Consider the following 25,388-nt stretch of genomic DNA (forward strand, 5'->3'; position numbering starts at 1 on the left):
TTAACTAATTAGTCGTTATTTGTTGGGCGACGACTGCGCTGACCACTGCCCCCGACCGATTGGCGTTTTGCCCACGGGTTCTGAGCATTATCATCAGTTTTTGCTGCTGGCTTTTTAGAGCCACCACGACGCGGGCCAGTACCATTGCCACCATTATTAGGCTTTTTGCTATTAGGCTTGCTGCTATCCGATTTAGGCTTATTAAACGGTTGTTTTTTCTTTGGCTTTCTAGCTGGTAGCGGGCGAGCATCGAGTGCTCGTTCGGCAACTGGGTTAGCTGGTTCAAAGCCTTCTTCTTCAGCGCGCGGAATAAGCTCGCCAATAAAGCGCTCAATACCGTACAAATCAACCGCATCTTCCGTGGTTACAAACGAAATAGCATGCCCAAATGCACCCGCACGACCAGTACGGCCAATACGGTGAACGTAATCTTCATAGACATTGGGGAGGTCGTAGTTAACTACGTGTGGTAGCTCAACAATGTCTAAACCACGGGCAACAATATCAGTTGCCACTAACACCCGCACTTCACCATTTTTAAACCCTTCTAGTGCTTTAACTCGCGCACCTTGAGATTTATTACCATGAATTGCAGCGCCCACAATGTCATCGCGCTCAAGTTGTTTAACTAAACGGTTTGCACCGTGTTTAGTACGGCTAAATACCAGCACTTGTTGCCAATCGTTGCTACGAATTAAATGACTTAATAAAGCCGTTTTTTTCGCTTTATCAACCGCATACACACACTGAGTCACACTTTTTGCAGTGGTATTTTTAGCCGCTACCGAAATTTCAACAGGATCGTTAATTAATCCTTTAGCTAGCGCGCGGATATCATCAGAAAAGGTTGCCGAAAACATCAGATTTTGGCGTTTTTCAGGCATTTTAGCAATTAAGCGTTTAATGTCATGAATAAAGCCCATGTCTAACATACGGTCGGCTTCATCTAAAACCAGCACTTCGACGCTATCAAACTTAACCGCATTTTGATTATGTAAATCAATTAAGCGCCCTGGTGTGGCCACTAAAATATCAACCCCTTTACGCAGGCGTTGCATTTGCGGATTAATCTTAACACCCCCATAAACCACAAACGAACTAATATCTGAATGCTTAGCGTATTCTTCAACGTTTTCGCTTACTTGCAAGGCAAGCTCACGGGTTGGCGTTAAAATAAGTGCGCGGACATGGTTGCTTTTTGCTTTAGTACCCGACGATAAACGCTCAATTAGTGGCAAGGTAAAACCGGCTGTTTTACCTGTGCCGGTTTGCGCTGCGGCCATCACATCGCGGCGCGCAATAATTGCTGGGATAGCTTGAGCCTGAATAGGCGTTGGCGTTTCATAGCCCTTTTCTAAAACCGCATTAACCAAAGACTGTGATAAACCTAAACCATCAAAACTCATATATACTCTCTATTTTAATAAGGCCAACATGGCCAGTTGCGCGCATTATACCTTTAGTGGCTCAAAATGCATGCCATTATTTACTTTGCACCCAATCAATACACTCAAATACTAAAAAGCGGCTAAACAGCCGCTTTTTATTTGAACCAACATTACAAAACAAAAAGTTTATTTTACGCCTAATTCGCGTAAACGCTCCTGTAAGTAGCTATCTGCGGTATAGCGCTCAGACAACACCACATCAGGACGAGGGTGTAAAAATAGCGGTAATGAAATACGTGATTTAGTTGTTGCTTTGCCCGATGGGTTAATTACACGGTGAATCGTAGATGGAAAATAACCACCCGATGCTTCTTGCAGCATGTCACCAATATTAATAATTAAGCTACCAAAATCACATGGCACGTCTAACCAACCGCCATCAGTTTTTTGCACTTGTAAGCCTGGCTCGTTTGACGCAGGTAATACGGTTAATAAGTTAATATCACCGTGCGCAGCAGCGCGAATAGCGCCTGGTTCTTCGTCACCCGTCATTGGCGGGTAATGTAAAATACGTAACAACGTTTGCTCAGACTGAGCAATCATATCTTTTAAATCGATAGAGAACTTAGCACGCACTTCCTCAGGCGCTTCAGCCTGAACCCAACTTAATAATGTTGCCGCGAATTCATTAGCTAAACGGTAGTATTCACGTACATCAGCTTCTAGTTGTGCAGGAACACGGCCTTTAGGATAAACATGAAAGTACTCTTTAATGTCTTTTACTGAATGGCCTTTAGCCACTTCTGATACCGACGGTGGAAAGTAGCCATCTTGCGTTTCTTTAGAAAATAAAAACGCATGCTTTTGCTCTGAGTTAAAAAAGTCTTGCCAATTTTTATAAATAGACTCAACTAAAGATTGCGGAATAGGATGGTTTTTTAATACACCAAAACCGGTATTTCTCAACGATTCAACAAACTGTGCAGCCGCATCGTCCGCTTTATAATCAACTGTAGGTAATTGCATGGTACATTCCAAAAAGTAGGTTGTTAGAAGCCATTTACGTTCAAATATAGCTGAACTACTTAATTCAAGTAATAAAGGCTGCATTTTTATGCTGAGCGAGCATAGACAAACCCCTTTAAAATTATAAGGACATATGTCCGCATTCATATAGCCAACACCTTATCACTTGATCAAAATCAACTCAGCCACAGCATTGAATTTGCATGTCATCGTACCAATCTCTTGTTTATTGAGCATACAAATTTATATCAACTTATTAAGGTCTTCCTTTATGCGACAAAAAGTCTCTTTTAAAAGTGGTGAACTCGAACTTGCAGGTCAACTCGAACTTCCCTCAGGTGAGGTTAAATTTTATGCCTTATTTGCTCACTGTTTTACCTGTTCAAAAGATATAGCGGCCGCCACACGCATTAGCCGTGCGCTCACTCAACAAGGCATTGCAGTACTACGGTTTGATTTTACAGGGCTTGGTAATAGCGATGGCGACTTTGCCAACAGTAACTTCTCATCAAATATTCAAGACTTAGTGGCCGCCGCTGATCACTTGCGTGAACACTTTAAAGCACCACAGTTATTAATCGGTCATAGTTTAGGGGGCGCAGCGGTACTTGCAGCAGCGCAGCATATTCCAGAAGTGTCCGCCATTACCACTATTGGCGCACCATCAGATGCCCAGCATGTGGCGCATAACTTTGCCGCGCATCTCGATGAAATTAATAGCAAGGGCGAAGCAAAGGTAAATTTAGCAGGGCGAGAATTTACCATTAAAAAACAATTTATTGATGATCTTACCAGCCACGATCAAAGCCATATTAGCAAGTTAAAGCGCGCATTATTAGTGATGCACTCTCCTATTGATGAAACCGTGAATATTAGTGAAGCTGAAAAAATTTACGCCGCAGCTAAACACCCTAAAAGTTTTATTAGCCTAGATAACGCCGACCATTTACTCACTAACAAAGACGATGCTAACTACGCAGCCGATATTATTGCTACGTGGGCTAATCGCTATGTTAAATACGATTACTCGAAATAGCCGATAAATGCCCCGTGCATAAAACGCTACATAACAGCCACTGGTGGTTAGTGAATTAGTGGAGTGATTAAAACAATAAAGCGCAGTTTTTACTGCGTTATGCAAATATAATTAAGGGCATTTTACTTACAGCTAAACAATTATTTATCGTAAATTTATGCGATAATAACGCAATTATATTAACGTCTATTTAGAAAAGAACCTATCCATGAAATCATACAACAGCATCGAACAGCGCATCGACATTCTACAAAGCCGAATTGCGGCTTATCAAGATGAAATAAAAACGCTAGAAACAGAGCCGAAAAATAATAACGAACGCATTATTTTTAAGTTTATTGAAACTGGCAGCACAGGTAAAACCAAAGACTTTGTGCGTGAATTAGGCATTAAATCACCGCGTGATAGCTTGTACTCATCAGGTGATGTGTCAAAACTCATCAAAGATGGCGCTGATGATATTAATCCTGCATTACTTGAAATTGCCCGCGCACTTGCCAGCGCACGAAATAAAAATGGCCCTGCTTGCTAATAAGAAACTGGTGACTTTAAAAACTAAAAACCCTTAAGCAAATACTCAAGGGTTTTTATTAAGCCTAGCGCTGTGGCTGATTAGCCATCACTCTGCGCTTAGTAATTCTTTCTCTACAACGCTTATTGCCAGTTCAGCTAACGAGTCAGTGTTAGGCTTACTTGGCGCATCGGTTAATAAACACGATGCTTGTGTGGTTTTAGGGAAAGCAATCACGTCACGAATGTTATCAGTACCACATAACAACATAACTAAACGGTCTAAACCGAATGCGAGTCCTGCATGCGGTGGTGTGCCGTATTTAAGTGCATCAAGTAAGAAACCAAATTTATCTTGCTGCTCTTGTGCTTCAATACCTAAAATTCTAAATGCCGCTTCTTGCATCTCTGTATTGTGAATACGTACCGAGCCACCGCCCACTTCGTAGCCGTTTAATACCATATCGTAGGCATCTGAAATAGCCGCTGCTGGGTTTGCTTCAAGCTCACTTGCACTAATATCTTTTGGTGCAGTAAATGGATGGTGTACAGCATGTAATGTGCCTTCGTCATCTTCTTCAAACATTGGGAAGTCAACAACCCACAGTGGTGCCCAGCTATTAAGGTTAGTGATTTCTAAATCAACACCAATTTTTAAGCGCAGTGCGCCCATGGCTTCATTTACTGTGTTGCGTTTATCCGCACCAAATAAAATGATATCGCCTGTTTGTGCATTAGTACGTTCAAGTAGCTGTGTGATCACCTCTTCATTTAAGAATTTAGCGATTGGCGATTGCACGCCCTCAACGCCTGCACTGCGGTCGTTTACTTTCATCCATGCTAAGCCTTTAGCACCGTAAATACCAATAAACTTGGTGTAATCATCTAGTTGCTTACGAGAAAGTGATGCACCACCTGGAACAGTTAGCACTGCAACACGACCTTTTTCATCATTTGCAGGGCCTGAGAATACTTTAAATTCTACGTCTTTTACTAAATCGGCTACATCAATCAACTTCATTGGGTTACGTAAGTCTGGCTTATCAGAACCATATAAGCTCATTGCCTCAGAGTACGGCATAATTGGGAAGTCACCTAAATTAACGTTTAGTAATGACTGCCACATTTCACGAATCATTTTTTCAGTGATACCACGTACTTGATCAGCGCTCATGAACGAAGTTTCTAAATCTATTTGAGTAAATTCAGGCTGGCGATCGGCACGTAAATCTTCATCACGAAAACACTTAACAATTTGGTAGTAACGGTCAAAACCCGACATCATCAACAATTGCTTAAACAACTGTGGCGACTGCGGTAATGCATAAAAGCTACCTTTATGAACACGACTCGGTACTAAGTAATCGCGCGCACCTTCTGGCGTTGCTTTGGTGAGTACAGGCGTTTCGATATCTAAAAAGCCATTTTCATCTAAAAAGCGACGTACAAAGCTGCTCGCTTTAGCACGTAATTTAATGCGGTCGCTCATTTCTAAACGACGTAAGTCTAGGTAACGGTATTTTAAGCGACGCTCTTCTGAGTTCACTTGGTTAAAATCAAGTGGCATAGGCTCAGAGCGGTTAATAATCGTTAAACCCGTGCCTAAAATTTCTACTTCACCGGTAGCCATGTCTTTATTTACTTGGCTGTCTGGGCGAGCGCGTACAATCCCTTTTAACTGCACACAAAATTCTTGACGAAGTTTGTTGGCTGTTTCCATTAATCCCTCAACTTCTGGATCGAAAACAACTTGTACTAAGCCTTCTCTATCGCGTAAATCGACAAAGATAAGTCCACCAAGGTCGCGTCGTTTGTTGATCCAGCCACATAGTTCAACTTCCTGATCTACGTGAGTTTTATTTAGCTGTCCGCAGTATATAGAGCGCATAGTTTTCCTGTCAGATAAAAGGCAAAGAGCGGTTAAACACCGTTGTTTTAAAAGTTTTTAAAAACACCAAAATGAAAATAAAACCGCTAGCAATTCAAAATAATCAAATTAAGCCCTGCATTATACCCAAGTAGGTTGAAGATGCTAGGGCGTGTTTACCTTTCAGGGTTGAATTTACAGCGCACTGTTTTGTTATTTGTTACACTACCGGCACTTTATAACAAGGCTTTTGTTTGTATGCTATATATTGGGTGCCCACAGTGGTCAAGCAACGCATGGAAAGGCAATTTATTTTCACGTCAGTGTAAAAATGCCGATATGCTTAGCGAATATGCGCAGCATTTTAATTCAGTAGAAGGCAATACTAGTTTTTATGCCGATCCCTCGCCTGACACCGTTTTACGATGGGCAGCCAGTGTACCTGATGCGTTTAAATTTACCTTTAAATTTCATCGGCGCTTTAGTCACGAACTCCAGCTTACTAATGTGCAGCATGAACTAACCAATTGGCTTAATTTATTTACCCCATTGTTTGAAAAAACAGGGCAAATAATGCTGCAATTACCCAAAGCGTTTGCCCCACAGCATTTAGCTAAGCTTGCCGCTTTTATTGAGTTACTTCCTAAAGAGCTAAACTATGGAGTTGAGGTACGCCACCCTGCGTTTTTTAGAAAAGGTGAGGCCGAAATCGCACTTAATCAGCTTTTAATGACACACAATATAAACCGCATTGCTATGGATACCCGCGCGTTATTTGCGGTTAAACCCACAACCGAAGCGCTAATAGATGCACAACAAAAAAAGCCTTATTTACCGGTGCACGCTATTGCTACAGGCACGCAGCCTATGGCACGTTTTGTTATTGCTAATTTAGAAAACGATTATAAGACCTTTTATCAGCCGTGGCTTAGCAAGGTAACCCAGTGGCTGGATGAAGGCAAAAGCCCTTATGTATTTTTTCATACCGCTGATAACCGCGAAGCGCCCCTGCTGGCTCGGCAGTTTTGCCAAGATTTAGGGTATAATCACAGCGTACTCAATCCATTTAGTGGCGAAAAAGAAGCCCACCAGCAAGCCCTTTTTTAAAATAAATTTATAATACAGAGACAATAATGAGTGAATACGCACGTTACTTTACCGGCTACCCTGCCACTATCGTTGAGCAAGTATTAAGTCTAATAAAAGCTAATAAAGTAAGTGAGTATTTACTTAAAAAGTACCCACAGGCGCATCGCATTACCAGTGATAAGTTGTTGTATAGCTACGCCACCGAGCTTAAAAAGCAGTATTTAAAAAACGCCCCGCCGTTTGGCCGTGCGGCGTTTAAAAAACAAGGTGATATGGTTACCAATACGCTCGGAACTCACACTTATCGGATGCAAGGTAACACCCGCAAACACGATTTAGCCATCAACAGCGATTTGCTGCGTGCCCCAGAGCCGTTATTAAAAGCATTAGTGGTGCACGAACTCGCGCATTTTAAAGAAAAAGACCATAACAAAGGCTTTTATAAATTATGCTGCCATATGGAGCCCCAGTACCATCAGCTAGAACTGGATTTACGGATTTTTTGTGTGGCTATTGCGATGGGTGAGAATCCATATAATTGAGCGGTCAGCGGTCAGCGGTCAGCGGTCAGCGGTCAGCGGTCAGCGGTCAGCCAAAGTTTAATTACAAATTAGTGCATAATTAAAGTGCTTGTTAATAAAAAAACGCGATTCAAACTCGCGTATTTATAACTTACTGACCGCTGATAGCTAAAAACTGACAGCTTACTAACTTGTTGGGTTTAGTTTCACTCAACCCAACCTTCGGTTAAAGCCCTAAACCAGCCATAAAATCATCATCATCGTCGTCTGTTTTCTTTTCAGCCGCTTTTGCTATGTCTGCTCTCTCAGCTTTTTGTTTGGCTTCGTTCTCAATAATGTCATCTGGGTCTATCGCCTCTATAATGTCAAAATCGTGAAGTTTAATAAACTCTGTTTTATCCATTGCCAATTCTAAATAAAAAATATTTTGACTACGTGTAGTAAAAGTTACACGGCGTGCCTGTGGGCGATCCATGGTGGTATCAACCGAAATTTGCACCTGTTTATTAATGGCCATCATTTTTGGCTGATTTTGGGTGATCGAGGTATGTAGCTGCTCACGCACTTTTGACGTAAAGTCACCCACTATTTGGTTCATCAACTCACCCATTACGTTTGAAACGTCATCCGATAAGTGGCTGTGCGCGATTTCATCCTCTGGCATACCCATGTTACGCATGTAGTCGCCGTAAATCTCCATGGCCGCCTGTGCTGTAAAATTAGTCACTACAAGACCAGTAAAGCCCCCGTCAAATAAAACAAAACAGCCTATGTCTGGTCGCATACAGGTGCGTGTAATTTTTTGTACCATGGCTGAATAGCTGATCTCGTTGCCGCTGGCTGATGAAAGTACACTCGTTACTGAGTGGCAGAGTGTTGCTAATATATCGTCGGTACTAATAACCTTTCTTTTGCTCATTTAATAATCTCTTTTGTACTTATTTCTTTATAATTCTAGTCAAGCTACTGAATTTATCACTGACTATCCAGCATAAAATGTTAAAATAGCACTATTATTTTCAAAGAGACTGCCTTCGTGAATATAAAAGACAGTATTTATGCCTCTGAGCAACAAGTAAAAGACTTTAGTTTTGATCAAAACGTGGTTGAAGTTTTTCCTGACATGATCCAACGCTCAGTTCCAGGTTACGCCACAATAGTCAGTACCATGGGGAAATTAGCCGGTGAATATGCTCAGCCAAATTCGAATCTGTATGACTTGGGCTGCTCGTTAGGGGCGGTTACCTTAAGCATGCGCCGTAATATAAAAATTGATAGCTGCCACATTATTGCTGTAGATAATTCACAAGCCATGGTTGAGCGCTGTAAAGTGCATTTACAAGGATTTAAATCAAGCGTACCCCTGACAGTTACCCTTGGCGATATTAACGAGCTTGAGATACAAGATGCATCAGTAGTAGCAATGAATTTTACCCTGCAATTTATCCCAGCGGCGCAGCGCAAAGCGGTGCTTGAAAAAATATACGCTAATTTAAAGCCCGGTGGTGCTTTGCTATTGAGTGAAAAAATTAAAGCCGAGAACGAGCAATGCGATAACTTACTCATCGACCTACACCACGACTTTAAACGCCATAACGGCTACTCTGAGCTTGAAATCAGCCAAAAACGTACCGCCATTGAAAATGTAATGCGCCCCGATACACTAAGCACACACACACAACGCTTAAGCGACATTGGCTTTAGCCAAACGCAAGTGTGGTATCAATGTTTTAATTTTTGCTCAATGGTAGCAATTAAATAATTTAGAGAGTGACACATGTCTGCATGGTTTAACCAATTTTACGCCGCTATCGCACAAAGTCCACTTAGCCACTGGCTAGAAACCTTACCAGCACAATTAAAGCATTGGCAACACGAGGCAAGCCACGGCGATTTACCACAATGGCAAAAAGTGCTGAAAAACTTACCTGACGTGTCAACAAATCACGTTGATATTGTTAGCAAAGTAGCAATAGGTGCGCCTGGCGAAATGAGCGAAGGCGAGCGAAAGAAAACCACTCACTTATTAAAGCGTATGATGCCCTGGCGCAAAGGCCCATTTAATGTGCACGGTATCGATATTGATACAGAATGGCGCAGTGACTGGAAATGGGATCGACTCCTACCGCATATTGAGCCATTAAAAGGTCGTACCGTATTAGATATTGGTTGTGGCTCGGGTTATCACCTATGGCGTATGCGCGGTGAAGGTGCCCAGTTTGTGGTCGGTATTGATCCATCTGACTTATTTTTATGTCAATTTCAGGCAATAAAACATTTTAACCCCGATGAAAACGTACACTTATTACCGCTTGGTGTAGAAGCCCTACCCGAGCTAAAAGCGTTTGATACGGTATTTTCGATGGGGGTACTTTATCATCGTCGTTCCCCTATCGACTTTTTAGCGCAATTAAAAGCGCAGCTTCGCCCAGGCGGAGAGCTGGTATTAGAAACTTTAGTTATTGAAGGCGATGAAAACACCGTACTGGTGCCTACCGACCGCTACGCGAAAATGCGTAATGTATGGTTTATTCCCAGTACCGCTGCATTAAAACTATGGATGGAACGGGTTGGTTTTAAAGATGTGCAAGTGAAAGACTGCGCTATTACAACGCTCGACGAGCAACGTAAAACACACTGGATGGAAAACGAATCCTTGGTTGATTTTTTAGACCCCAATGACACCAGTAAAACCATTGAGGGCTACCCTGCCCCACTGCGTGCTATATTAACGGCGAAGGCATAATAACAAGGTGCTAGGTTTTAGGCGTTAGACACTTCCTATTCCCTAACGCCTTATCTTTATTATGCGGACAACTGTCCTTGTCTTTAAAATCAAATTCAGATTTCAACTAGCCGCGCCCTTGCAATTGTTGTAAAATATGCGCGTTTCTAAGTAAGCATCAAAACAACTATTTTGAGGAAAACCTGTGAGCGAACAAAAACAGTCTCTAAGCTATAAAGACGCGGGCGTAGATATCGACGCTGGTAATGCACTTGTTGAGCGTATTAAAGGCGTGGTTAAGAAAACTCGTCGTCCTGAAGTGATGGGCGGAATTGGTGGTTTTGGCGCACTTTGCGAAATTCCTGCAGGTTATAAGCAACCTGTATTAGTGGCGGGCACCGACGGTGTAGGCACTAAATTACGTTTAGCGATTGACCTTAAAAAGCACGATACCGTAGGTATTGACTTAGTAGCCATGTGTGTAAACGATTTAATAGTACAAGGCGCTGAACCCCTGTTTTTTCTAGATTACTACGCAACGGGTAAACTAGATGTAGACACAGCAGCCGACGTAGTAACTGGTATTGGTAAAGGCTGTGAAATTTCAGGCTGTGCTCTAATTGGTGGCGAAACAGCTGAAATGCCCGGTATGTACGAAGGTGAAGACTACGACATGGCCGGTTTTTGTACCGGTGTGGTAGAAAAGTCAAAAATTATTGATGGCACTAAAGTAGCTGCTGGCGACCAACTCATAGCGCTTGCATCTAGTGGCCCTCACTCAAACGGCTTCTCTTTAATTCGTAAAGTATTAGAAGTGTCTAACGCTGACACAAACCAAGTGATTGATGGTAAAACGCTCGGTGAACACTTGTTAGAACCAACACGCATTTACGTTAAGCCATTACTAGAATTGTTTAAACAAGTGGACGTGCATGCTCTTTCGCACATTACTGGCGGCGGCTTTTGGGAAAATATCCCACGTGTGTTACCTAAATCGGCTAAAGCGGTTGTTAAAGGCGATAGCTGGCAATGGCCGAGCATATTTAGCTGGTTACAAGAAAACGGTAACATTACCACTCACGAAATGTATCGTACATTTAACTGTGGCGTAGGCATGGTGTTAGTTGTTCCAGCTAATGAACTTGAAAACAGCTTAAACATTTTAAAACAACTTGGCGAAATTGCATGGCACCTTGGTGAAATTCAAGATGCAACTGCGGGCGAAGATCAAGTTGAAATTGTAGGTGGTGCTGCGTAATGGCGCCCACTCGTCTAGTAGTATTAATCTCAGGCAGTGGCTCTAATTTACAAGCCATTATTGACGCCTGTGAAAGCGGCGAGATAAACGCCCATATTGCGGCTGTTATTAGTAATAAAGCAGACGCCTATGGGTTAGAGCGTGCAAAAAATGCAGGTATTGCCACACAAGTATTGAGTCATAAAGAATTTGACTCACGCGAAGCGTACGATGCCCAGCTAATGCACATAATTGACTCTTTTAAACCAACTCTAGTTGTATTAGCTGGGTTTATGCGTATTCTAACGCCAAGCTTAGTGCAAAAATATGTTGGAAAAATGTTGAACATTCATCCATCTTTGTTGCCTAAGTACCAGGGGCTGAATACCCACCAAAGAGCAATTGATGCAAAAGACGACGTCCACGGCGTGAGTGTGCACTTTGTTACTGAAGAATTAGATGGCGGACCCGTTATTCTTCAAGCTAAAGTGCCTGTATTAGCAAACGATACAGCAGACACGCTCGCAAAACGTGTGCATGCGCAAGAGCACATAATTTATCCTTTGGTGGTCAAGTGGTTCAGTGAACAACGACTTACGATGGAAGCAGATTATGCAGTTCTTGACGAAAAACAACTTCCTGCACACGGCGCGCACTACCCAAAATAAAAAATTAAGTGCTTGGCTACTATGTGCGGGCACTTTATTACTTCCTACCAGCCTGATTGCAGGCGAGTTAACCCAGTATCAAGCCAGTTATGATATTTTGCGCAAAGGCACTCATCATGGCAAAGCCGAGCGGACCCTTAAAAAGCTCGATAATAACACCTACCAAGTTACTTATCACAGCGATATTGAATGGATGATTTTCTCTGATTCTCGCCAAGAGTCATCAACCTTCAGTTTTGCTAATAATACCGTTACACCTATTGAGTATTCGATGACTCGAACAGGTACTGGGCCTGATAAAAAATACATAATCAATTTTGATCAGCAAACAAAGACCGTTACCAGCAACACCAGTGACTACCCGTTAAAATGTCAGTGGCATGACAAATTCCAAGATGGTATTTCTTATCAAGTACAAGTGCGTGAAGGGCTAAAACAAGGCAAAACCAGCTTTTCGTTTCCCTTGGTTGATAAAAAAGGCAATTGTCGTGACTACGATTTTGAAGTAGCCGCAACTGAAACAATCTCTTTACCCATAGGCAATGTTGAAGCTATAAAAGTAAAACGCTTATACGATAATGATGAGCGCCAAGCCTTAGCTTGGTTTGCCCCAGAGATGGATTACATGCTAGTACGTATGTGGAAAGGTGAAAAAGGCGTTGAACAATTTGAGGTGCAAATGAACTCGTTTACCGTGATCAATCCACCGGCTTTACCTGCAGAAGTTAAACACGACCTAACACCAGAATAAATTAGTTGCAGTATTTAAGATAAAAAGCCCAAATGTATTTATAATTTGGGCTTTTCATTTTAATGCTCATACGGTTTATTAATTTAAAACTCTGAGTTGGGTTTCGTTTCACTCTACCCAACCTATATTAACTCGCCCATTTTAAACAACGCAAACTCCCCAGGCTGCATTTTTTGCCAGCGTTCATCGTTCGTCAAAGGCCTAGTGGCTATAACCGTTACCACATCGTTTGGTGTAGTTTCTTTTTGAAAATCGACCATCATATCGGCATCAATGAGCGTCGCTTTACCAAAAGGCGCACGGCGGGTGATGTAATGCAAATTATTAGTACAATACGCAAGTACAAATACCCCATCGGTTAATAGCATATTAAACACGCCTTTTTCTCGCAGCGTATGCGAAAGCTTAGCGGCATATCTAAACACAGACGCCATATTACTGGGTCGCTGCGGATACTTTTCACGAATTTTGTCAAGCAACCAACAAAATGCCAGCTCACTGTCGGTGTTCCCCACAGGGCGATAATGTTCGGGTTTTAAGTCGTGATAATTTGAAAGCTGTCCGTTATGCGCATAGGTTATTTCACGCCCCCACAACTCCCGAGTAAACGGGTGCGTATTTTCAAGACACACCCGACCACGGTTTCCTTGGCGAATATGGCTTATTACCGACACGCTTTTAATTGGGTATGCTTTAACTAATTTTGCTATTTCTGACTGATAACTCGGCTCGGGATCTTTAAAAGTTCTGCAGCCTTTGCCTTCATAAAAAGTAATGCCCCAGCCGTCTTTGTGCGGCCCCGTATTACCACCACGCTCCAGCAACCCTGAAAAACTAAAACAAATATCCGTAGGTACATTGGCAGACATGCCAAGTAATTCACACATAAAATAAATAAACCTTTAAACTCAATTAATTAAATTACACTAAACAATTTAGCTTGGCACTTGGTCACAGTTTTGGTTTCACTTTGGCTTTTTGTGTGTGCTATATCATTTATTTTTATCACTTTAATGAGTTATTGTTAAACACCTAAGGAGCGTTAGCAAGTGAATACAAATTTATATTGCTAATTATATTTAACCGTCTTTCCGCACCCAAAAAAATTAATAAAAAAGCTTGACGACGATCTCCATTTTTGATCTATTACTTATCTTTAAGTGGTGTAAAATTTATGGCGTCTTATTCAACAAAAAGTCTTGATCATTTAGGTTTAGTCGCAGGTATGAACAAAGAACTTGGTATTGCTAAGTTAATTGATCAATCACTCCCTGAGCAAAGCCCTGATAAGTTGATTTCTTATGGTCAACTTGTTGAAGCCATGATTTTAAATGGGCTTGGTTTTGTTGGCCGCACTCTGCATATGTATCCGCAATACTTTAAAGAGCGCCCCGTTGAGCGCCTTATTGGAGAAGGGATAAAAGCTGAGCACATTAATGATGATGCATTAGGTCGTTGCCTTGATAAACTGTATGACGCCGGTGTTTCCGGTATTTATCAAACCTTATCAGCCCACGTTGTAAAGCACTTAAACCTTCCTTGTGAAGGTATCAATTTAGACTCAACCAGTATTCATGTTGATGGTAAGTATGAGGATGATATTGATAGCCAAGCGATCAAACTTGTCAAAGGCTATAGTCGAGATCACCGCCCTGAGTTAAATCAAGTTATATTGAATTTGATCACAGAAAACAGAGCGGGGATCCCTATTTATATGCAAGCAGCCAGCGGTAATAGCAATGATAGCGAAGGCTTTAAACAGATTGTAAAACAGCATATAAGCAGTCTCAAAGCGGCACAGAATAGCCGTTACTTTATTGGCGATGCAGCGCTTTATACCGCAGAAACGATCCAATCACTTCACGAACAAGCGCAGCTTTTTATTTCCCGTGCGCCACAAAAATTAAAACAGGTTAAAGAAGCAATCAAGGCACAACATACACTCGATTTCGAGCAGATGGACAATGGGTATAGCGGCGCTTGGTTGACATCAGAATATGGAGAAGTCAAGCAGCGTTGGTTATTGCTCAAAAGTGAGCAAGCCAAAAATAGAGAGCAACATACGCTCACTAAGCGGATGGAAAAAGAAAGCAATGAAACGCTAAAATCCTTTAAGAAATTAAACAAACAAAAATTTGCGTGTCGTTTAGATGCAGAGCAAGCACTAAAAACGTGGCAAAAAGGGCATCCTGACAGTGAAGTATATGCGCATGAAATCATTGAGCAGGGCGTATTTAAACGCAGTGGTCGTCCAAAGCTAACACAACAACCCGATAGTATTGAATATCAAATTACAGGCACAGTTTATTGGACACTAGCAGCGAGAAAAACGAGGTTACAAGACAAAGGCATGTTTATACTGGCGACGAATGATTTACGCGACTCGCTGTCGATGGAAAAAATGCTCAGTTTATACAAATCCCAACAAAGTGTTGAGAAAGGATTTCGATTTTTAAAGAGCCCTGACTTTTTAACCTCATCACTTTACTTGAAAAAACCAGAGCGGATAGAGGCACTGTTAATGATAATGACGTGCTGTTTAATGGTTTACGCCGCACTGGAGCATAAAATGAGGGCTGAGTTAAAAGCGCAAGAAGCTCATTTTCCCAACTTAAAATACAAGCCCTGTCAAAACCCAACAGCGCGATGGGTATTTTTCTGTTTCCAGGGTATTCATGTGTTAACGCTAAGTGAAACACAGGAATTAGTATTGAATATAGAGCAGAGGAACAGGACAATCATTGATTGCATGGGCAGTATCTATCAAGAAATTTATTCCTGAAAGCGTTGCGGAATGTCGGATTTAAGACTATTGACTCGAGTATTTCTTAGCTAATGTTTTTCTATTATTATTTGCTTATGGCTTTTCGTATCTATTTTCACAAATCCACCAATCGGGAAGCATATATGGGGGGTTGTATGTCCAAATTTTAGGTTATAAAGCACGGGGATTGACGCTAACTCTTGTTTAGATTGTATAATTTTTTTAAGTAAGACCTCAGATAGTTCTGACTTTAATTGAAACTTCCCAATGACTATTCCTTTAACTCTATCGAAATGTTTTTGATGAATTAACGATTGAAGATCTCTGTCAAATTTTGAAGGAGAGGTTAACTCATCATCTTCAAGAAATAATACAGAATTTGTTAAATCAGGCATAAATTCAGTTCCTTGAAGCAAATTTAAAGTACAAAGATTCCCTCCAACTATTTTTCCTTCTGCTTTGCCATGGTTTAAAACTTTTATACCATTGTCTTTATAAAAGTTTCTTTTTTCCTGATCTATAAACCATAAGTCATCACTCCACTGTGCGGGGTTTATAACTTCATAAGGATCACTTGAGAATAAACACTTTTTAATATAATTTATTGAAAAATCAATCCCCTTGAGCATCCCTAAAGTTGAATATGCAGGCCCTGAGTAAGTTACTAGTCCGGTTTTATGAAATAATGCATTTGATAAAGCTGTAGTATCTGAGTAACCACAGATAATTTTTGGATTTCTTTTAACAATATTATAATCAATATACCTTAGTAATTGATTTACATTATCGCCCCCGATAACAGTAAAGATAGCTTTTACTTTTTTATCTAAGAATGCTTCATGTAAATCTTCAATTCTTTCTTTTATAGATGAAGACGAAAAATCATCTAATGACTCACAGTTTTTTGAAAATGATAGTTTGAGGCCAAGTTCTTCAAACCTTTTGTTTGCTATTTCTCGCGTCTCTTTATCAATAATTGATAAACTTCTTGAAGGCGCAATTATCCTAACCTCATCATTCATTTTTAATTTATTAGGTATTATCAATTTGCCTCCTACCCAATACCACTAAATAACCATTCAATATTATCTAGTTTGCCATGTATCATTTCTCGATTCCTAGTTGCTTAACGCCCGCAGTACAGGCCGAAGCACGCGCAGCGGTCAGGTCCAGGCCACGTAGTGGCCGTTTGTAACTGTACTTGTTAACAATGTTGGTCAAAGCAAATCTGGCATCTATCTTCCTAATATACATTGAATTGCTAACAGCTTATTGAACACCACTTTGGTTGTTTATAACACAGCGTATATTACATACTTTAGTAATTTCACCAATAATTACTATTGTAAACAAGTAACTAAAATCCAGACTTGCTATTTTGTTCCAAAAAAGCGGTAAATAGTGTCGCGAACCATATCAATTAATATCGTTCTATTTTTATTAAGCGTACACTTATTAACAACAAGTATATTTACTTAAATGATTTTATATCAGACATTGATCAGACCCCTATACCACTTTTTCTATTTTATATAAATGCATAGCGTGACCGCCAATGAATCTTATTATTTTTTCTCGTAGCTCATTAAACCCATCTAAGTAGGTTTTATCTCCATGCTGAACTAAATTGATACCTTCAAAACATTGAAATATCCACCTTAATGTGGGTCTTTCTATTGGCTGATTAATTTGGTTTGGAATGGTTGCTTTTACTTTCTCCATGTTCGCCCTTAATCGTCTTTGAGCTATTGAATATACTAATAAAGAGAGTGTCATTATCATCAACAGTGCATCTATTCGGCTTGGCTTTTTTATAAATAATGATGAGACAAAAAATAACGGATCTTTTAAAAATCTAAAGCCTTTTTCTACTTCAGACTGTGCTTTGTAATGTGTGAGTAAATCTTCTGGACTTAGGTCTTTTTCATCTGCATTTGTTGCTAATACAAAGCATGACTTTTGCTCTATTGCCTTTTTAATTGCAGTGCCATTCTCTTCAATCTCTGCGCTTATTTGCCATTCTATACATTTCACTGGCGCACCTTTTTTAGGTCGGCCTTTCCCTTCGTATACTTTATGTTCATTGAACTGCATCGTTGCCACTTTATGATATTTAAATTTTTTCGTTAACTTATTAAGTTCACGTTGTGCATCGGTTTGACATGCAAACCGCTGTGCTTGTAGGTGATAAAGGGCTTTTTTAATCTGGGTATGCGCACGCTCGACTTGTCGAGCGATGCTTTTTACTGCACGGTTATTTGCTGCATTTGAGTAAACAACCATCCATCGCTGATTTATTCCCATGTGCTCAACATTATTAACAACATAGTGATAGTTATCATCAATTTTTATCCAACTGTTATTTTTAATAGCGGTTGAGATGGAGGATTTCTCGAGCGAAATTGTCGAAGGAATGAGTGTTATAAATTGAATCTTAGATAAAAACTCGGCGTTATTTTGATGATATAATTTACAATCAGCGACAAGAAATTTCGGGGTCTTGCTTTTCTTGAACTCATTAACAAGGGCTTTGCTGCGTGCTTCAAAAATAGCGGTATCAGCACTATTGCCATCCCAGTTTTTACACGCAAGTGGCACACCACCATCTTGGCTAACGATAATTTCTTGTACTACTTGTTTCAAATCAGGACGATGAGCTTTGCTATAGCCGTGCGTGATTCTTATTATATTTTCATCGGTATTTTCTTCGTCAACGGCATATTCACCAGTAAGAGAATGACTCGTTGTATCTAATGATTCAAATGTACGATCAACCTGTTCAAGTTGACATGCTTGCTCTGAGACGAGTGAAAATAAGCTTTCACAACCAAAATCAAAGCATTGGTCGAGGGTTCTTCCCAATTTATGACGATTAAAATGCGATGCTTGAACACCTTTACGGAACAAATGTTCAAGAGGCAAATTAGTAAAAAACTGAGGACTGAGAGATAAAGGACGATTGGCAAACCCAAGGCCGTTCATAATCATGCCTTTAACCGCTTCACCTGGGGTAATTTCTTGCTTTTCATCTTGAGGTAAATATTGGTCTAAAAGGGACACTATTTTTAAGTCTGCAATGACACCTGAAACAATACCATGATGATCTAACCGTTTGATTTTTAAGTTCATAAACACCTCGAAGTTGAGGTGTTATTGTATCAAATTACAGCAAACTTAGGATTTTTTTAACCTAACATTAAATAAAAGTTTATGAATTTGGTCTAATCAATGTCTGTTATATTGCTACTAGATTAATTAATTTTTTAGTACCTGTTTTATTTAGTGATATAACTCGATTTAAACCACCACGGCTACATACAACGTGTAGAGAAAAGTACATTGTATAAATCGCAGTAGTAACTACAATTTTATCTATGTAATTGTACTTGAAACTTAGCGTTACTAACGCTACTCTAAACGAGGTGGTCTGACCTCTATTAAGGAATTAGCAATGACACTCATATTTACACTTGGTTTAATCGCACTGCTTAGCGCTGCGCTTTACCACAGAGCAAGTTGGAACACAGCACTTGGTGTTTCTGCTGCAACATTATTAATTGGTACCTTTGCGGGTGCCTTTGGTTTAATTAGCTGGGTGATATTTTTAATCATCGCAGTGCCTCTTTCGGTTACTGGCGTTCGTCAGCAATATATTATCAAGCCTATTTTCACTGTCTTTAAAAAAGTTACACCGACTATGTCTGAGACAGAAAAATCAGCCATTGATGCCGGTACTACTTGGTGGGAAGCCGATTTATTTTGCGGTAACCCTGACTGGAAAAAACTTCACCAATACCCGGTTCCAAAGCTAACTATTGAAGAACAAGCATTTGTTGACGGCCCAGTTGAGATTGTGTGTAGTATGTTAGACGATTGGGAAGCGACGCACGAACTAACAGATCTGCCTCAAGATGTATGGCAATACCTAAAAGATAATAAATTCTTTGCCATGATCATTAAAAAAGAATATGGCGGTCTAGAATTTTCTGCATTTGCACAATCGTGTGTACTGCAAAAGCTAACTAGTAAATCAACATTGCTATCGTCTATTGTTGGTGTGCCCAACTCGTTAGGCCCAGGTGAGTTATTACAGCACTATGGTACTGAAGATCAAAAAAATCATTACTTACCGCGCCTAGCCAGCGGTCAGGAAATCCCGTGTTTTGCACTTACCTCGCCAGAGGCGGGTTCTGATGCAAGCGCAATTCCAGACTACGGTGTAGTGTGTAAAGGCCAATGGAATGGCGAAGAAGTTGTGGGTGTAAGCCTAACATGGAACAAGCGTTACATAACCCTTGCGCCTGTGGCAACGGTTCTGGGCCTTGCATTTAAACTTCAAGACCCAGATGGATTATTAAGTGATGTTAAAGAGCCGGGCATTACCTGTGCGCTTATTCCAACAGACACCCCTGGGGTAGAAATTGGCCGTCGTCATTTTCCACTTAACGTGCCGTTCCAAAATGGTCCTACCCGTGGTAAAGATATTTTTGTACCACTGGATTATATAATCGGTGGCCCAGAAATGGCTGGTCAAGGCTGGCGTATGCTGGTTGAGTGTTTATCGGTTGGTCGTGCAATTACATTGCCGTCAAATTCAGCCGGTGGCATAAAAATGATTGCGTTGGCTACAGGTGCTTACAGCCGTATTCGTCGTCAATTCCGTTTACCTATAGGTAAAATGGAAGGTATTGAAGAGTCATTGGCAAAATTAGCAGGCTATGCATACAGCTCAGATGCAGCAGTCAGTATGTCAACCGGCGCTGTAGATTTAGGCGAGAAACCTTCCGTTATCTCTGCAATTGTAAAATACCATTTAACTGAGCAAATGCGCGACTCAACCATTCACGCTATGGATGTGCTTGGCGGTAAAGGGATCATGCTTGGGCCAAACAATTATTTAGGCCGTGGTTATCAAGGCGCTCCCATTGCTGTAACTGTTGAAGGGGCAAACATCTTAACCCGAAATATGATTATTTATGGCCAAGGTGCGATTCGTTGTCATCCATTTGTACTTACCGAGCTAGGTGCGTGTGAAATAGAAGACCGCGAAGAAGCGCTAAATGTATTTGATAAAGCACTTATGGGTCATATTGGTTTCACACTGTCTAACTTAGTACGTACAAAATGGCTTGCGCTTACTGGTGCGCGTTTTACTAGCGTACCGTACAAAGACGAAACCGCTGAATTTTACCGTATTGCGTCTCGCTTTAGTGCCTCTTTAGCACTTATGTCAGACATCAGCATGGCAGTATTTGGGGGGTCTCTTAAACGTAAAGAACGTATTTCAGCACGTTTGGGCGACTTGTTAAGTTACCTTTACTTAGTGTCTGCAACGCTAAAACGTTACAATGACGAAGGCCGTAAAAAAGAAGATTTTGCGCTTGTAAAATGGAGCTGTCAGGATCACCTTTACCACTGCCAACGTGCCCTTGCTGATCTAATTAATAACATGCCGTCGGCTCCACTACGTGGCGTATTAAAAGTATTGTTATTCCCATTTGGTCGCCCAGTTCGTAAACCTACTGACAAACTGGAACATAAATTAGCGCAAATTTTACAGGTACCTAGCGAAACACGTAATCGTTTAGCAAGTTATGTATACCTAACAAACGAGCCGCTTAATCTTGTCGGCCGTCAAGAGCAAACGCTTAAAGACGTACTAGAAGTAGAGCCATTGTTTGAGCGTGTATGTAAAGAAAAAGGCGTGAAATTGCCATTCTTCCAGCTTGATAAAGTGGCGAAAATGGGCTTAGAAGCAGGTATTTTAAGCCAAGCAGAGGCTGACAAGCTTGCTGCTGTTGAACAAGCTCGTTTAGATGTGATTAACGTTGATGACTTTGACCCTGCAGATTTACTTGCCGGCAAAGCAGCACGTAATAGCAAAGCTAAATCTAAAAAGGCAGATGCTGCTTAACTAGTCTAGTAAAGCTAGCAGCAACCCTGTTGTAATTAGCCAAACCAGCGCATAATGCGCTGGTTTTTTTTGTGCTATATATAATTGTAATGCACACCAGCCAACACTCAGGCCCAGCAGTAACCAGCCTATATGAGCTATGAACAACAGATAGCTGATCAGGGTTACCAAAAAGAACAAGCAACTTGGTATAAATTGGCAAATAAAAAACAGCCGCTGTTGGTTATTTGCTTGAAAAAACAACGAGTATTTATCATGCAACTTGCCACAATCAAATTGCAGTGAGCTGGTAAACAACACCATAAAAGCGACAGCTATCACGCTAAATATAGCGGCTAAATCAACACGTTCATTGAGCAAAGTAGTAATAGCCATAAATACACACAACAATAAAGCCACTCGCCATACCAGCACCCAGCAATATTGCATAAAAAAACTTAGCCAAAAAGTGGATAATGAATTGACCGATAACCGACCACTCAGTGAAATTGCTGGCAGTAACATGCTCAACACAAACAATATAATAAAGCCACAGTGATAGGCTAACGGCGCTATATTAATTGGTAGCAAGACTAAAATGGCAGTGAATACCAAGCCATATATTAATGCTCTTGGCTTATACAAACACAAAACGCCTAGGCTAAACTGCAACAACATAAACAGCATAAAATGCGGTGCTCGTAGCCATTGTGAATAGGTTAAATCCAGTGCAATAACTGCACTTGCTAGTAACCAGCCATTGCTTAAAAGTAATAGTTTTATGTCCATTAACTTAAGCCAGTTTGACCTGAAAATAGTGCGTTGGAAGCACCGCTGTTGACTATTTTTAATGGCTGACTTCATCGCACTGAGCATCACGCTTTGCAGTAGTAGATATAACCAGGCCATTTGCGCGCCAGATTGCGGCGCATGACTGCTATCGATAATTTTGCCCAATCCTAAAAATAACAACAAAATCATGCCAAGCATGGCAGAGCCAAGTACCACTACAAATAATAAACCAAAGTTTTTAAGTTGCAGTAGTAATTGTGTCAGTTCAGTTTTATAGGCCTGATAACGATATTCCATAAATGCGCGGTATTGTGCAATTGTAGAGTTGAGACCAAGTTTACTCATAATGGTACGCACTCAAAACCATGCTCAATAAACGGTGACGGTTCATGGCAAGTGATAATTATTTGGCCATGCGATTTATCAGCTAAATAATCATCTAGCAAGCTAAGTAAGTATTTGATACTGGCTTGATCAAGCGCCGCACTGGGCTCATCAAGTAATAAATACGGCGCACCACGCATTAACGCTAAAATTAATTGGCACTTTTTTTGATTACCCGATGACAACGCATCAAAACGGGTCGCTAAAAAATCTGAAAAATTAAAGCCGCTGATAAGCGCCGACGGCCAATTGCAGTCTAAACTGCTAACCGTTAAATTGATAATTTGTTTCGCGGTTAAAAACTCAGGCAGTGCGATACGATCACTGGCAATTGCTACCTGTTTATAAGGTTCCGGCAACACCTTGCCTGCAAATAATATCTCTCCACTTTGTGGTTGCTCAAGTCCAGCAAGCATCATTAGTAGCGTGGTTTTACCTTGACCGTTTGGCGCTTCAATACATACTTTTTGGCTACTAAACACTTTGTTGTAATCACGGCAAACCACGTTGTAAGAAAACTGCTTATTTAAGCCAATCACTTCAATCATAAAATATCCCTTTGAATTTGCATGACATTATAAGTAGACTTTTATTTAAAATAAAACCATTGAAATCGTTTTTGAAACAACACTAATGATAAAAATAGCCCCACATTCCTTAATAGCAATAGATCTTTGTTAGCAAACGTGAAACAGTATAAGAAGCCCTGAAACCACCTTTGTCATCAATAGCGACTTACCCTACCGTTTTTACACTAAAGATAAGTTTTAACAGCTGCGGTGTTATGACTTAGCCTCAAGCCAATATAAACTGTTTTAAAAAGCAATTTTAATATCACTCTTGAATATTTTATGTATTAGCGCCTGTTCAAGTAAATAGCATAATTACAGATGCACTTGCAAAAGGGCACATTCTCCCTAGCCTAATAGGTAAGCTTGGAAGGTTTTTCTTATAAAATAACGAGAGCCCACGAAGCTGTGGGCTAAACTGAAAGTTAAACTGCATATTTTAACTTAAAACTTATTGTGGATGGCGTGTTAATTTTGGCTCAAATACAGCGAACACCAAACCAAATACAGTGGCAAATATACCGATAAATTCAAGCCAACTATTGCCCGCGTGTGACATGGTCTGCGAGAGTTCATTTGCATTATAAACACGTTTACCTCCCTCAACCTCTTCGACAAATGATTCACCGACATACTCATCCATTAACTTAAAACTTAGTACCCTTCTAGCCAGCATTTCCCGATTTTTTTCCTCTCTTTTCTCTCGGTTTGACTCAATAATATAATTTCTCCAATGAGTATAAATATTCAGAGGTTCATCTTTTTTGATCACACCCAGTGATTTGTATTCGTAAAAGCGTTCATTGAACAGATAGTTTTTATGTCCTGCGTAAAATAATGCACAGCCAAAAGCAATCAAAAACATAGCGAGGTATATAATTTTTCGCTGTGCAGCTGAGCTCTTTGCAGCTTTACTTTTAAACCACAGCTCTACATCGGGTATTTGCATGAGTCTTGTTTTGTCATGGCTGGATAAGAGTGGTTCCATAAATTCATCAATTGAAAGATCTAATGCTATCAATAAAGCTCTAAATATTTCATTCGAGGGAGTTGATTTATCGTTTTCAAGTTTTGATAAATAGCTTTGCTCTATACCCACTTGCTGGGCAAATTCAGGTTGGCTCAATTTTTTATCATTTCTTAACTGCTTTAGTTGTTGACCTAATGTACTCATCTTAGTGCTTCCTTTTTTAAAGTGAGACTAGATTCTTGCTAATTCATGCAGATATATGAAGCTGAATAGTGAAGAATAACAAGGAATATTAGCAGGTTAGTATAAAAGAGTCGATTAGATAGCTGATAGCTAATAAAAAATTATGTGTGGATTAATTAATAAGGAAATTATTTATTACTTGTTAATGAGGAAATAACAAGTGGCGGAGTGGACGGGACTCGAACCCGCGACCCCCGGCGTGACAGGCCGGTATTCTAACCAACTGAACTACCACTCCGCAGTGGTATGTGCATGGGGTAATGCACTTACTAATTTTATTACTGATATCAAGTGGCGGAGTGGACGGGACTCGAACCCGCGACCCCCGGCGTGACAGGCCGGTATTCTAACCAACTGAACTACCACTCCGCAGAGATATCATATTACTTGTTATTACTTAATTTGTTGGCGGAGTGGACGGGACTCGAACCCGCGACCCCCGGCGTGACAGGCCGGTATTCTAACCAACTGAACTACCACTCCAGTATACAAATTTTGTAATATAACGTTGTTTAAATAATTGGCGGAGTGGACGGGACTCGAACCCGCGACCCCCGGCGTGACAGGCCGGTATTCTAACCAACTGAACTACCACTCCAGCATACATTTAAACTGCTATTTTTTCTTATTGGCGGAGTGGACGGGACTCGAACCCGCGACCCCCGGCGTGACAGGCCGGTATTCTAACCAACTGAACTACCACTCCATAATAAGAATATGTTTTACAACCATATGTTGTGTAAGCGTTGGCGGAGTGGACGGGACTCGAACCCGCGACCCCCGGCGTGACAGGCCGGTATTCTAACCAACTGAACTACCACTCCAGCTTATACTTACAAATTGTCGAAAATTGGCGGAGTGGACGGGACTCGAACCCGCGACCCCCGGCGTGACAGGCCGGTATTCTAACCAACTGAACTACCACTCCGTATTTTCGTTGCTGTCTAGGTCTCCC

At 40.8% G+C, this 25,388-nt stretch carries 20 protein-coding genes, 7 tRNA genes and 1 pseudogene; 11 read left to right on the forward strand and 17 right to left on the reverse strand.

The window, feature by feature from the left end; all coding sequences use genetic code 11:
• Window positions 1–8 precede the first annotated feature (8 nt).
• Window positions 9–1,406, reverse strand: coding sequence for a DEAD/DEAH box helicase (locus AC6H44_RS09805; protein WP_500735264.1), 1,398 nt, complete (start codon window positions 1,404–1,406; stop codon window positions 9–11).
• Between the two features lie 168 nt (window positions 1,407–1,574).
• Complete coding sequence (locus AC6H44_RS09810; protein ID WP_500735265.1) at window positions 1,575–2,414, reverse strand: isopenicillin N synthase family dioxygenase; 840 nt, start codon at window positions 2,412–2,414, stop codon at window positions 1,575–1,577.
• 271 nt (window positions 2,415–2,685) lie between these two features.
• Between AC6H44_RS09810 and AC6H44_RS09815 the strand changes: the two are divergent.
• Together AC6H44_RS09815 and AC6H44_RS09820 are read left to right on the forward strand one after the other, a co-directional pair.
• Window positions 2,686–3,444, forward strand: a pseudogene (locus AC6H44_RS09815) (alpha/beta hydrolase family protein); the annotation flags it as partial.
• A 214-nt stretch (window positions 3,445–3,658) separates the two neighbouring features.
• On the forward strand, window positions 3,659–3,982 hold the full coding sequence (locus AC6H44_RS09820) for a hypothetical protein (protein ID WP_500735266.1): 324 nt from the start codon (window positions 3,659–3,661) through the stop codon (window positions 3,980–3,982).
• 87 nt (window positions 3,983–4,069) lie between these two features.
• On the opposite strand, the gene aspS is transcribed toward AC6H44_RS09820, so the two are convergent.
• On the reverse strand, window positions 4,070–5,848 hold the full coding sequence (gene aspS / locus AC6H44_RS09825) for an aspartate--tRNA ligase (RefSeq protein WP_500735267.1): 1,779 nt from the start codon (window positions 5,846–5,848) through the stop codon (window positions 4,070–4,072).
• Between the two features lie 237 nt (window positions 5,849–6,085).
• Between aspS and AC6H44_RS09830 the strand changes: the two genes are divergently transcribed.
• Window positions 6,086–6,934 carry a DUF72 domain-containing protein gene (locus AC6H44_RS09830; RefSeq protein ID WP_500735268.1) on the forward strand — a complete coding sequence of 283 codons (849 nt, stop codon included), beginning with the start codon at window positions 6,086–6,088 and terminating at the stop codon, window positions 6,932–6,934.
• A gap of 26 nt (window positions 6,935–6,960) precedes the next feature.
• Complete coding sequence (locus AC6H44_RS09835; RefSeq protein ID WP_500735269.1) at window positions 6,961–7,458, forward strand: M48 metallopeptidase family protein; 498 nt, start codon at window positions 6,961–6,963, stop codon at window positions 7,456–7,458.
• A gap of 205 nt (window positions 7,459–7,663) precedes the next feature.
• Here AC6H44_RS09835 and AC6H44_RS09840 read toward each other — a convergent pair whose 3' ends face one another.
• Window positions 7,664–8,356, reverse strand: coding sequence for a DUF3334 family protein (locus tag AC6H44_RS09840; RefSeq protein ID WP_500735270.1), 693 nt, complete (start codon window positions 8,354–8,356; stop codon window positions 7,664–7,666).
• 117 nt (window positions 8,357–8,473) lie between these two features.
• Between AC6H44_RS09840 and cmoA the strand changes: the two genes are divergently transcribed.
• The 5 genes from cmoA (at window position 8,474) to AC6H44_RS09865 (ending at window position 12,818) form a co-directional block, all read left to right on the forward strand.
• Entirely contained in the window at window positions 8,474–9,199 is a 726-nt protein-coding gene (cmoA, locus tag AC6H44_RS09845) for a carboxy-S-adenosyl-L-methionine synthase CmoA (RefSeq protein WP_500735271.1), read from the forward strand.
• A gap of 15 nt (window positions 9,200–9,214) precedes the next feature.
• Entirely contained in the window at window positions 9,215–10,183 is a 969-nt protein-coding gene (gene cmoB, locus AC6H44_RS09850; protein ID WP_500735272.1) for a tRNA 5-methoxyuridine(34)/uridine 5-oxyacetic acid(34) synthase CmoB, read from the forward strand.
• Window positions 10,184–10,367: 184 nt separating this feature from the next.
• Window positions 10,368–11,420 (forward strand): phosphoribosylformylglycinamidine cyclo-ligase, encoded by a 1,053-nt coding sequence (gene purM / locus AC6H44_RS09855; RefSeq protein ID WP_500735273.1) that lies wholly within the window; start codon window positions 10,368–10,370, stop codon window positions 11,418–11,420.
• On the forward strand, window positions 11,420–12,067 hold the full coding sequence (gene purN, locus AC6H44_RS09860) for a phosphoribosylglycinamide formyltransferase (protein WP_500735274.1): 648 nt from the start codon (window positions 11,420–11,422) through the stop codon (window positions 12,065–12,067). The genes purM and purN overlap by 1 nt, the downstream gene beginning before the upstream one ends.
• Window positions 12,021–12,818 (forward strand): DUF3108 domain-containing protein, encoded by a 798-nt coding sequence (locus AC6H44_RS09865; protein WP_500738419.1) that lies wholly within the window; start codon window positions 12,021–12,023, stop codon window positions 12,816–12,818. Before purN ends, AC6H44_RS09865 begins: the two co-directional genes overlap by 47 nt.
• Before the next feature lie 122 nt (window positions 12,819–12,940).
• Here AC6H44_RS09865 and AC6H44_RS09870 read toward each other — a convergent pair whose 3' ends face one another.
• Complete coding sequence (locus tag AC6H44_RS09870; RefSeq protein ID WP_500735275.1) at window positions 12,941–13,705, reverse strand: class II glutamine amidotransferase; 765 nt, start codon at window positions 13,703–13,705, stop codon at window positions 12,941–12,943.
• 287 nt (window positions 13,706–13,992) lie between these two features.
• Between AC6H44_RS09870 and AC6H44_RS09875 the strand changes: the two genes are divergently transcribed.
• Window positions 13,993–15,600 carry an IS1634 family transposase gene (locus AC6H44_RS09875; protein WP_500735276.1) on the forward strand — a complete coding sequence of 536 codons (1,608 nt, stop codon included), beginning with the start codon at window positions 13,993–13,995 and terminating at the stop codon, window positions 15,598–15,600.
• 50 nt (window positions 15,601–15,650) lie between these two features.
• Here the strand turns inward: AC6H44_RS09875 and AC6H44_RS09880 are convergent, their stop codons facing one another.
• Both AC6H44_RS09880 and AC6H44_RS09885 read right to left on the reverse strand, forming a co-directional pair.
• Window positions 15,651–16,628: a S66 family peptidase gene (locus AC6H44_RS09880; protein WP_500735277.1), complete on the reverse strand. Its 978-nt coding sequence runs from the start codon at window positions 16,626–16,628 to the stop codon at window positions 15,651–15,653.
• 463 nt (window positions 16,629–17,091) lie between these two features.
• Window positions 17,092–18,711: an IS1634 family transposase gene (locus AC6H44_RS09885; RefSeq protein WP_500735278.1), complete on the reverse strand. Its 1,620-nt coding sequence runs from the start codon at window positions 18,709–18,711 to the stop codon at window positions 17,092–17,094.
• 322 nt (window positions 18,712–19,033) lie between these two features.
• On the opposite strand from AC6H44_RS09885, the gene fadE reads away from it, so the two are divergent.
• Entirely contained in the window at window positions 19,034–21,496 is a 2,463-nt protein-coding gene (gene fadE, locus AC6H44_RS09890) for an acyl-CoA dehydrogenase FadE (RefSeq protein WP_500735279.1), read from the forward strand.
• Here fadE and AC6H44_RS09895 read toward each other — a convergent pair whose 3' ends face one another.
• From AC6H44_RS09895 to AC6H44_RS09940, 10 genes are all read right to left on the reverse strand, one after another.
• A complete protein-coding gene (locus tag AC6H44_RS09895) occupies window positions 21,497–22,612 on the reverse strand; it encodes a DUF6136 family protein (RefSeq protein WP_500735280.1) in 1,116 nt (371 codons plus the stop codon).
• Window positions 22,609–23,199: an ABC transporter ATP-binding protein gene (locus tag AC6H44_RS09900; protein ID WP_500735281.1), complete on the reverse strand. Its 591-nt coding sequence runs from the start codon at window positions 23,197–23,199 to the stop codon at window positions 22,609–22,611. Before AC6H44_RS09900 ends, AC6H44_RS09895 begins: the two co-directional genes overlap by 4 nt.
• 472 nt (window positions 23,200–23,671) lie before the next feature.
• Entirely contained in the window at window positions 23,672–24,394 is a 723-nt protein-coding gene (locus AC6H44_RS09905) for a helix-turn-helix domain-containing protein (protein ID WP_500735282.1), read from the reverse strand.
• A gap of 200 nt (window positions 24,395–24,594) precedes the next feature.
• Window positions 24,595–24,671: transfer RNA gene (locus AC6H44_RS09910), tRNA-Asp, on the reverse strand.
• Between the two features lie 54 nt (window positions 24,672–24,725).
• A tRNA-Asp gene (locus AC6H44_RS09915) sits at window positions 24,726–24,802 on the reverse strand.
• 37 nt (window positions 24,803–24,839) lie between these two features.
• A tRNA-Asp gene (locus AC6H44_RS09920) sits at window positions 24,840–24,916 on the reverse strand.
• Window positions 24,917–24,954: 38 nt separating this feature from the next.
• A tRNA-Asp gene (locus tag AC6H44_RS09925) sits at window positions 24,955–25,031 on the reverse strand.
• A 31-nt stretch (window positions 25,032–25,062) separates the two neighbouring features.
• A tRNA-Asp gene (locus AC6H44_RS09930) sits at window positions 25,063–25,139 on the reverse strand.
• A gap of 41 nt (window positions 25,140–25,180) precedes the next feature.
• Window positions 25,181–25,257: transfer RNA gene (locus AC6H44_RS09935), tRNA-Asp, on the reverse strand.
• Between the two features lie 27 nt (window positions 25,258–25,284).
• Window positions 25,285–25,361 (reverse strand) — tRNA-Asp (locus tag AC6H44_RS09940).
• Window positions 25,362–25,388 lie beyond the last annotated feature (27 nt).

It is taken from the genome of Pseudoalteromonas sp. TAP-3C (genome assembly GCF_059888565.1).

Bases quoted from the DNA above. Each gene is read 5' to 3' on its own strand.
- AC6H44_RS09805 (WP_500735264.1), bottom strand. From the start codon at position 1,406: ATGAGTTTTGATGGTTTAGGTTTATCACAGTCTTTGGTTAATGCGGTT.
- AC6H44_RS09810 (WP_500735265.1), bottom strand. From the start codon at position 2,414: ATGCAATTACCTACAGTTGATTATAAAGCGGACGATGCGGCTGCACAG.
- AC6H44_RS09820 (WP_500735266.1), top strand. From the start codon at position 3,659: ATGAAATCATACAACAGCATCGAACAGCGCATCGACATTCTACAAAGC.
- aspS (WP_500735267.1), bottom strand. From the start codon at position 5,848: ATGCGCTCTATATACTGCGGACAGCTAAATAAAACTCACGTAGATCAG.
- AC6H44_RS09830 (WP_500735268.1), top strand. From the start codon at position 6,086: ATGCTATATATTGGGTGCCCACAGTGGTCAAGCAACGCATGGAAAGGC.
- AC6H44_RS09835 (WP_500735269.1), top strand. From the start codon at position 6,961: ATGAGTGAATACGCACGTTACTTTACCGGCTACCCTGCCACTATCGTT.
- AC6H44_RS09840 (WP_500735270.1), bottom strand. From the start codon at position 8,356: ATGAGCAAAAGAAAGGTTATTAGTACCGACGATATATTAGCAACACTC.
- cmoB (WP_500735272.1), top strand. From the start codon at position 9,215: ATGTCTGCATGGTTTAACCAATTTTACGCCGCTATCGCACAAAGTCCA.
- purN (WP_500735274.1), top strand. From the start codon at position 11,420: ATGGCGCCCACTCGTCTAGTAGTATTAATCTCAGGCAGTGGCTCTAAT.
- AC6H44_RS09870 (WP_500735275.1), bottom strand. From the start codon at position 13,705: ATGTGTGAATTACTTGGCATGTCTGCCAATGTACCTACGGATATTTGT.
- AC6H44_RS09875 (WP_500735276.1), top strand. From the start codon at position 13,993: ATGGCGTCTTATTCAACAAAAAGTCTTGATCATTTAGGTTTAGTCGCA.
- AC6H44_RS09885 (WP_500735278.1), bottom strand. From the start codon at position 18,711: ATGAACTTAAAAATCAAACGGTTAGATCATCATGGTATTGTTTCAGGT.
- fadE (WP_500735279.1), top strand. From the start codon at position 19,034: ATGACACTCATATTTACACTTGGTTTAATCGCACTGCTTAGCGCTGCG.
- AC6H44_RS09895 (WP_500735280.1), bottom strand. From the start codon at position 22,612: ATGAGTAAACTTGGTCTCAACTCTACAATTGCACAATACCGCGCATTT.
- AC6H44_RS09900 (WP_500735281.1), bottom strand. From the start codon at position 23,199: ATGATTGAAGTGATTGGCTTAAATAAGCAGTTTTCTTACAACGTGGTT.
- AC6H44_RS09905 (WP_500735282.1), bottom strand. From the start codon at position 24,394: ATGAGTACATTAGGTCAACAACTAAAGCAGTTAAGAAATGATAAAAAA.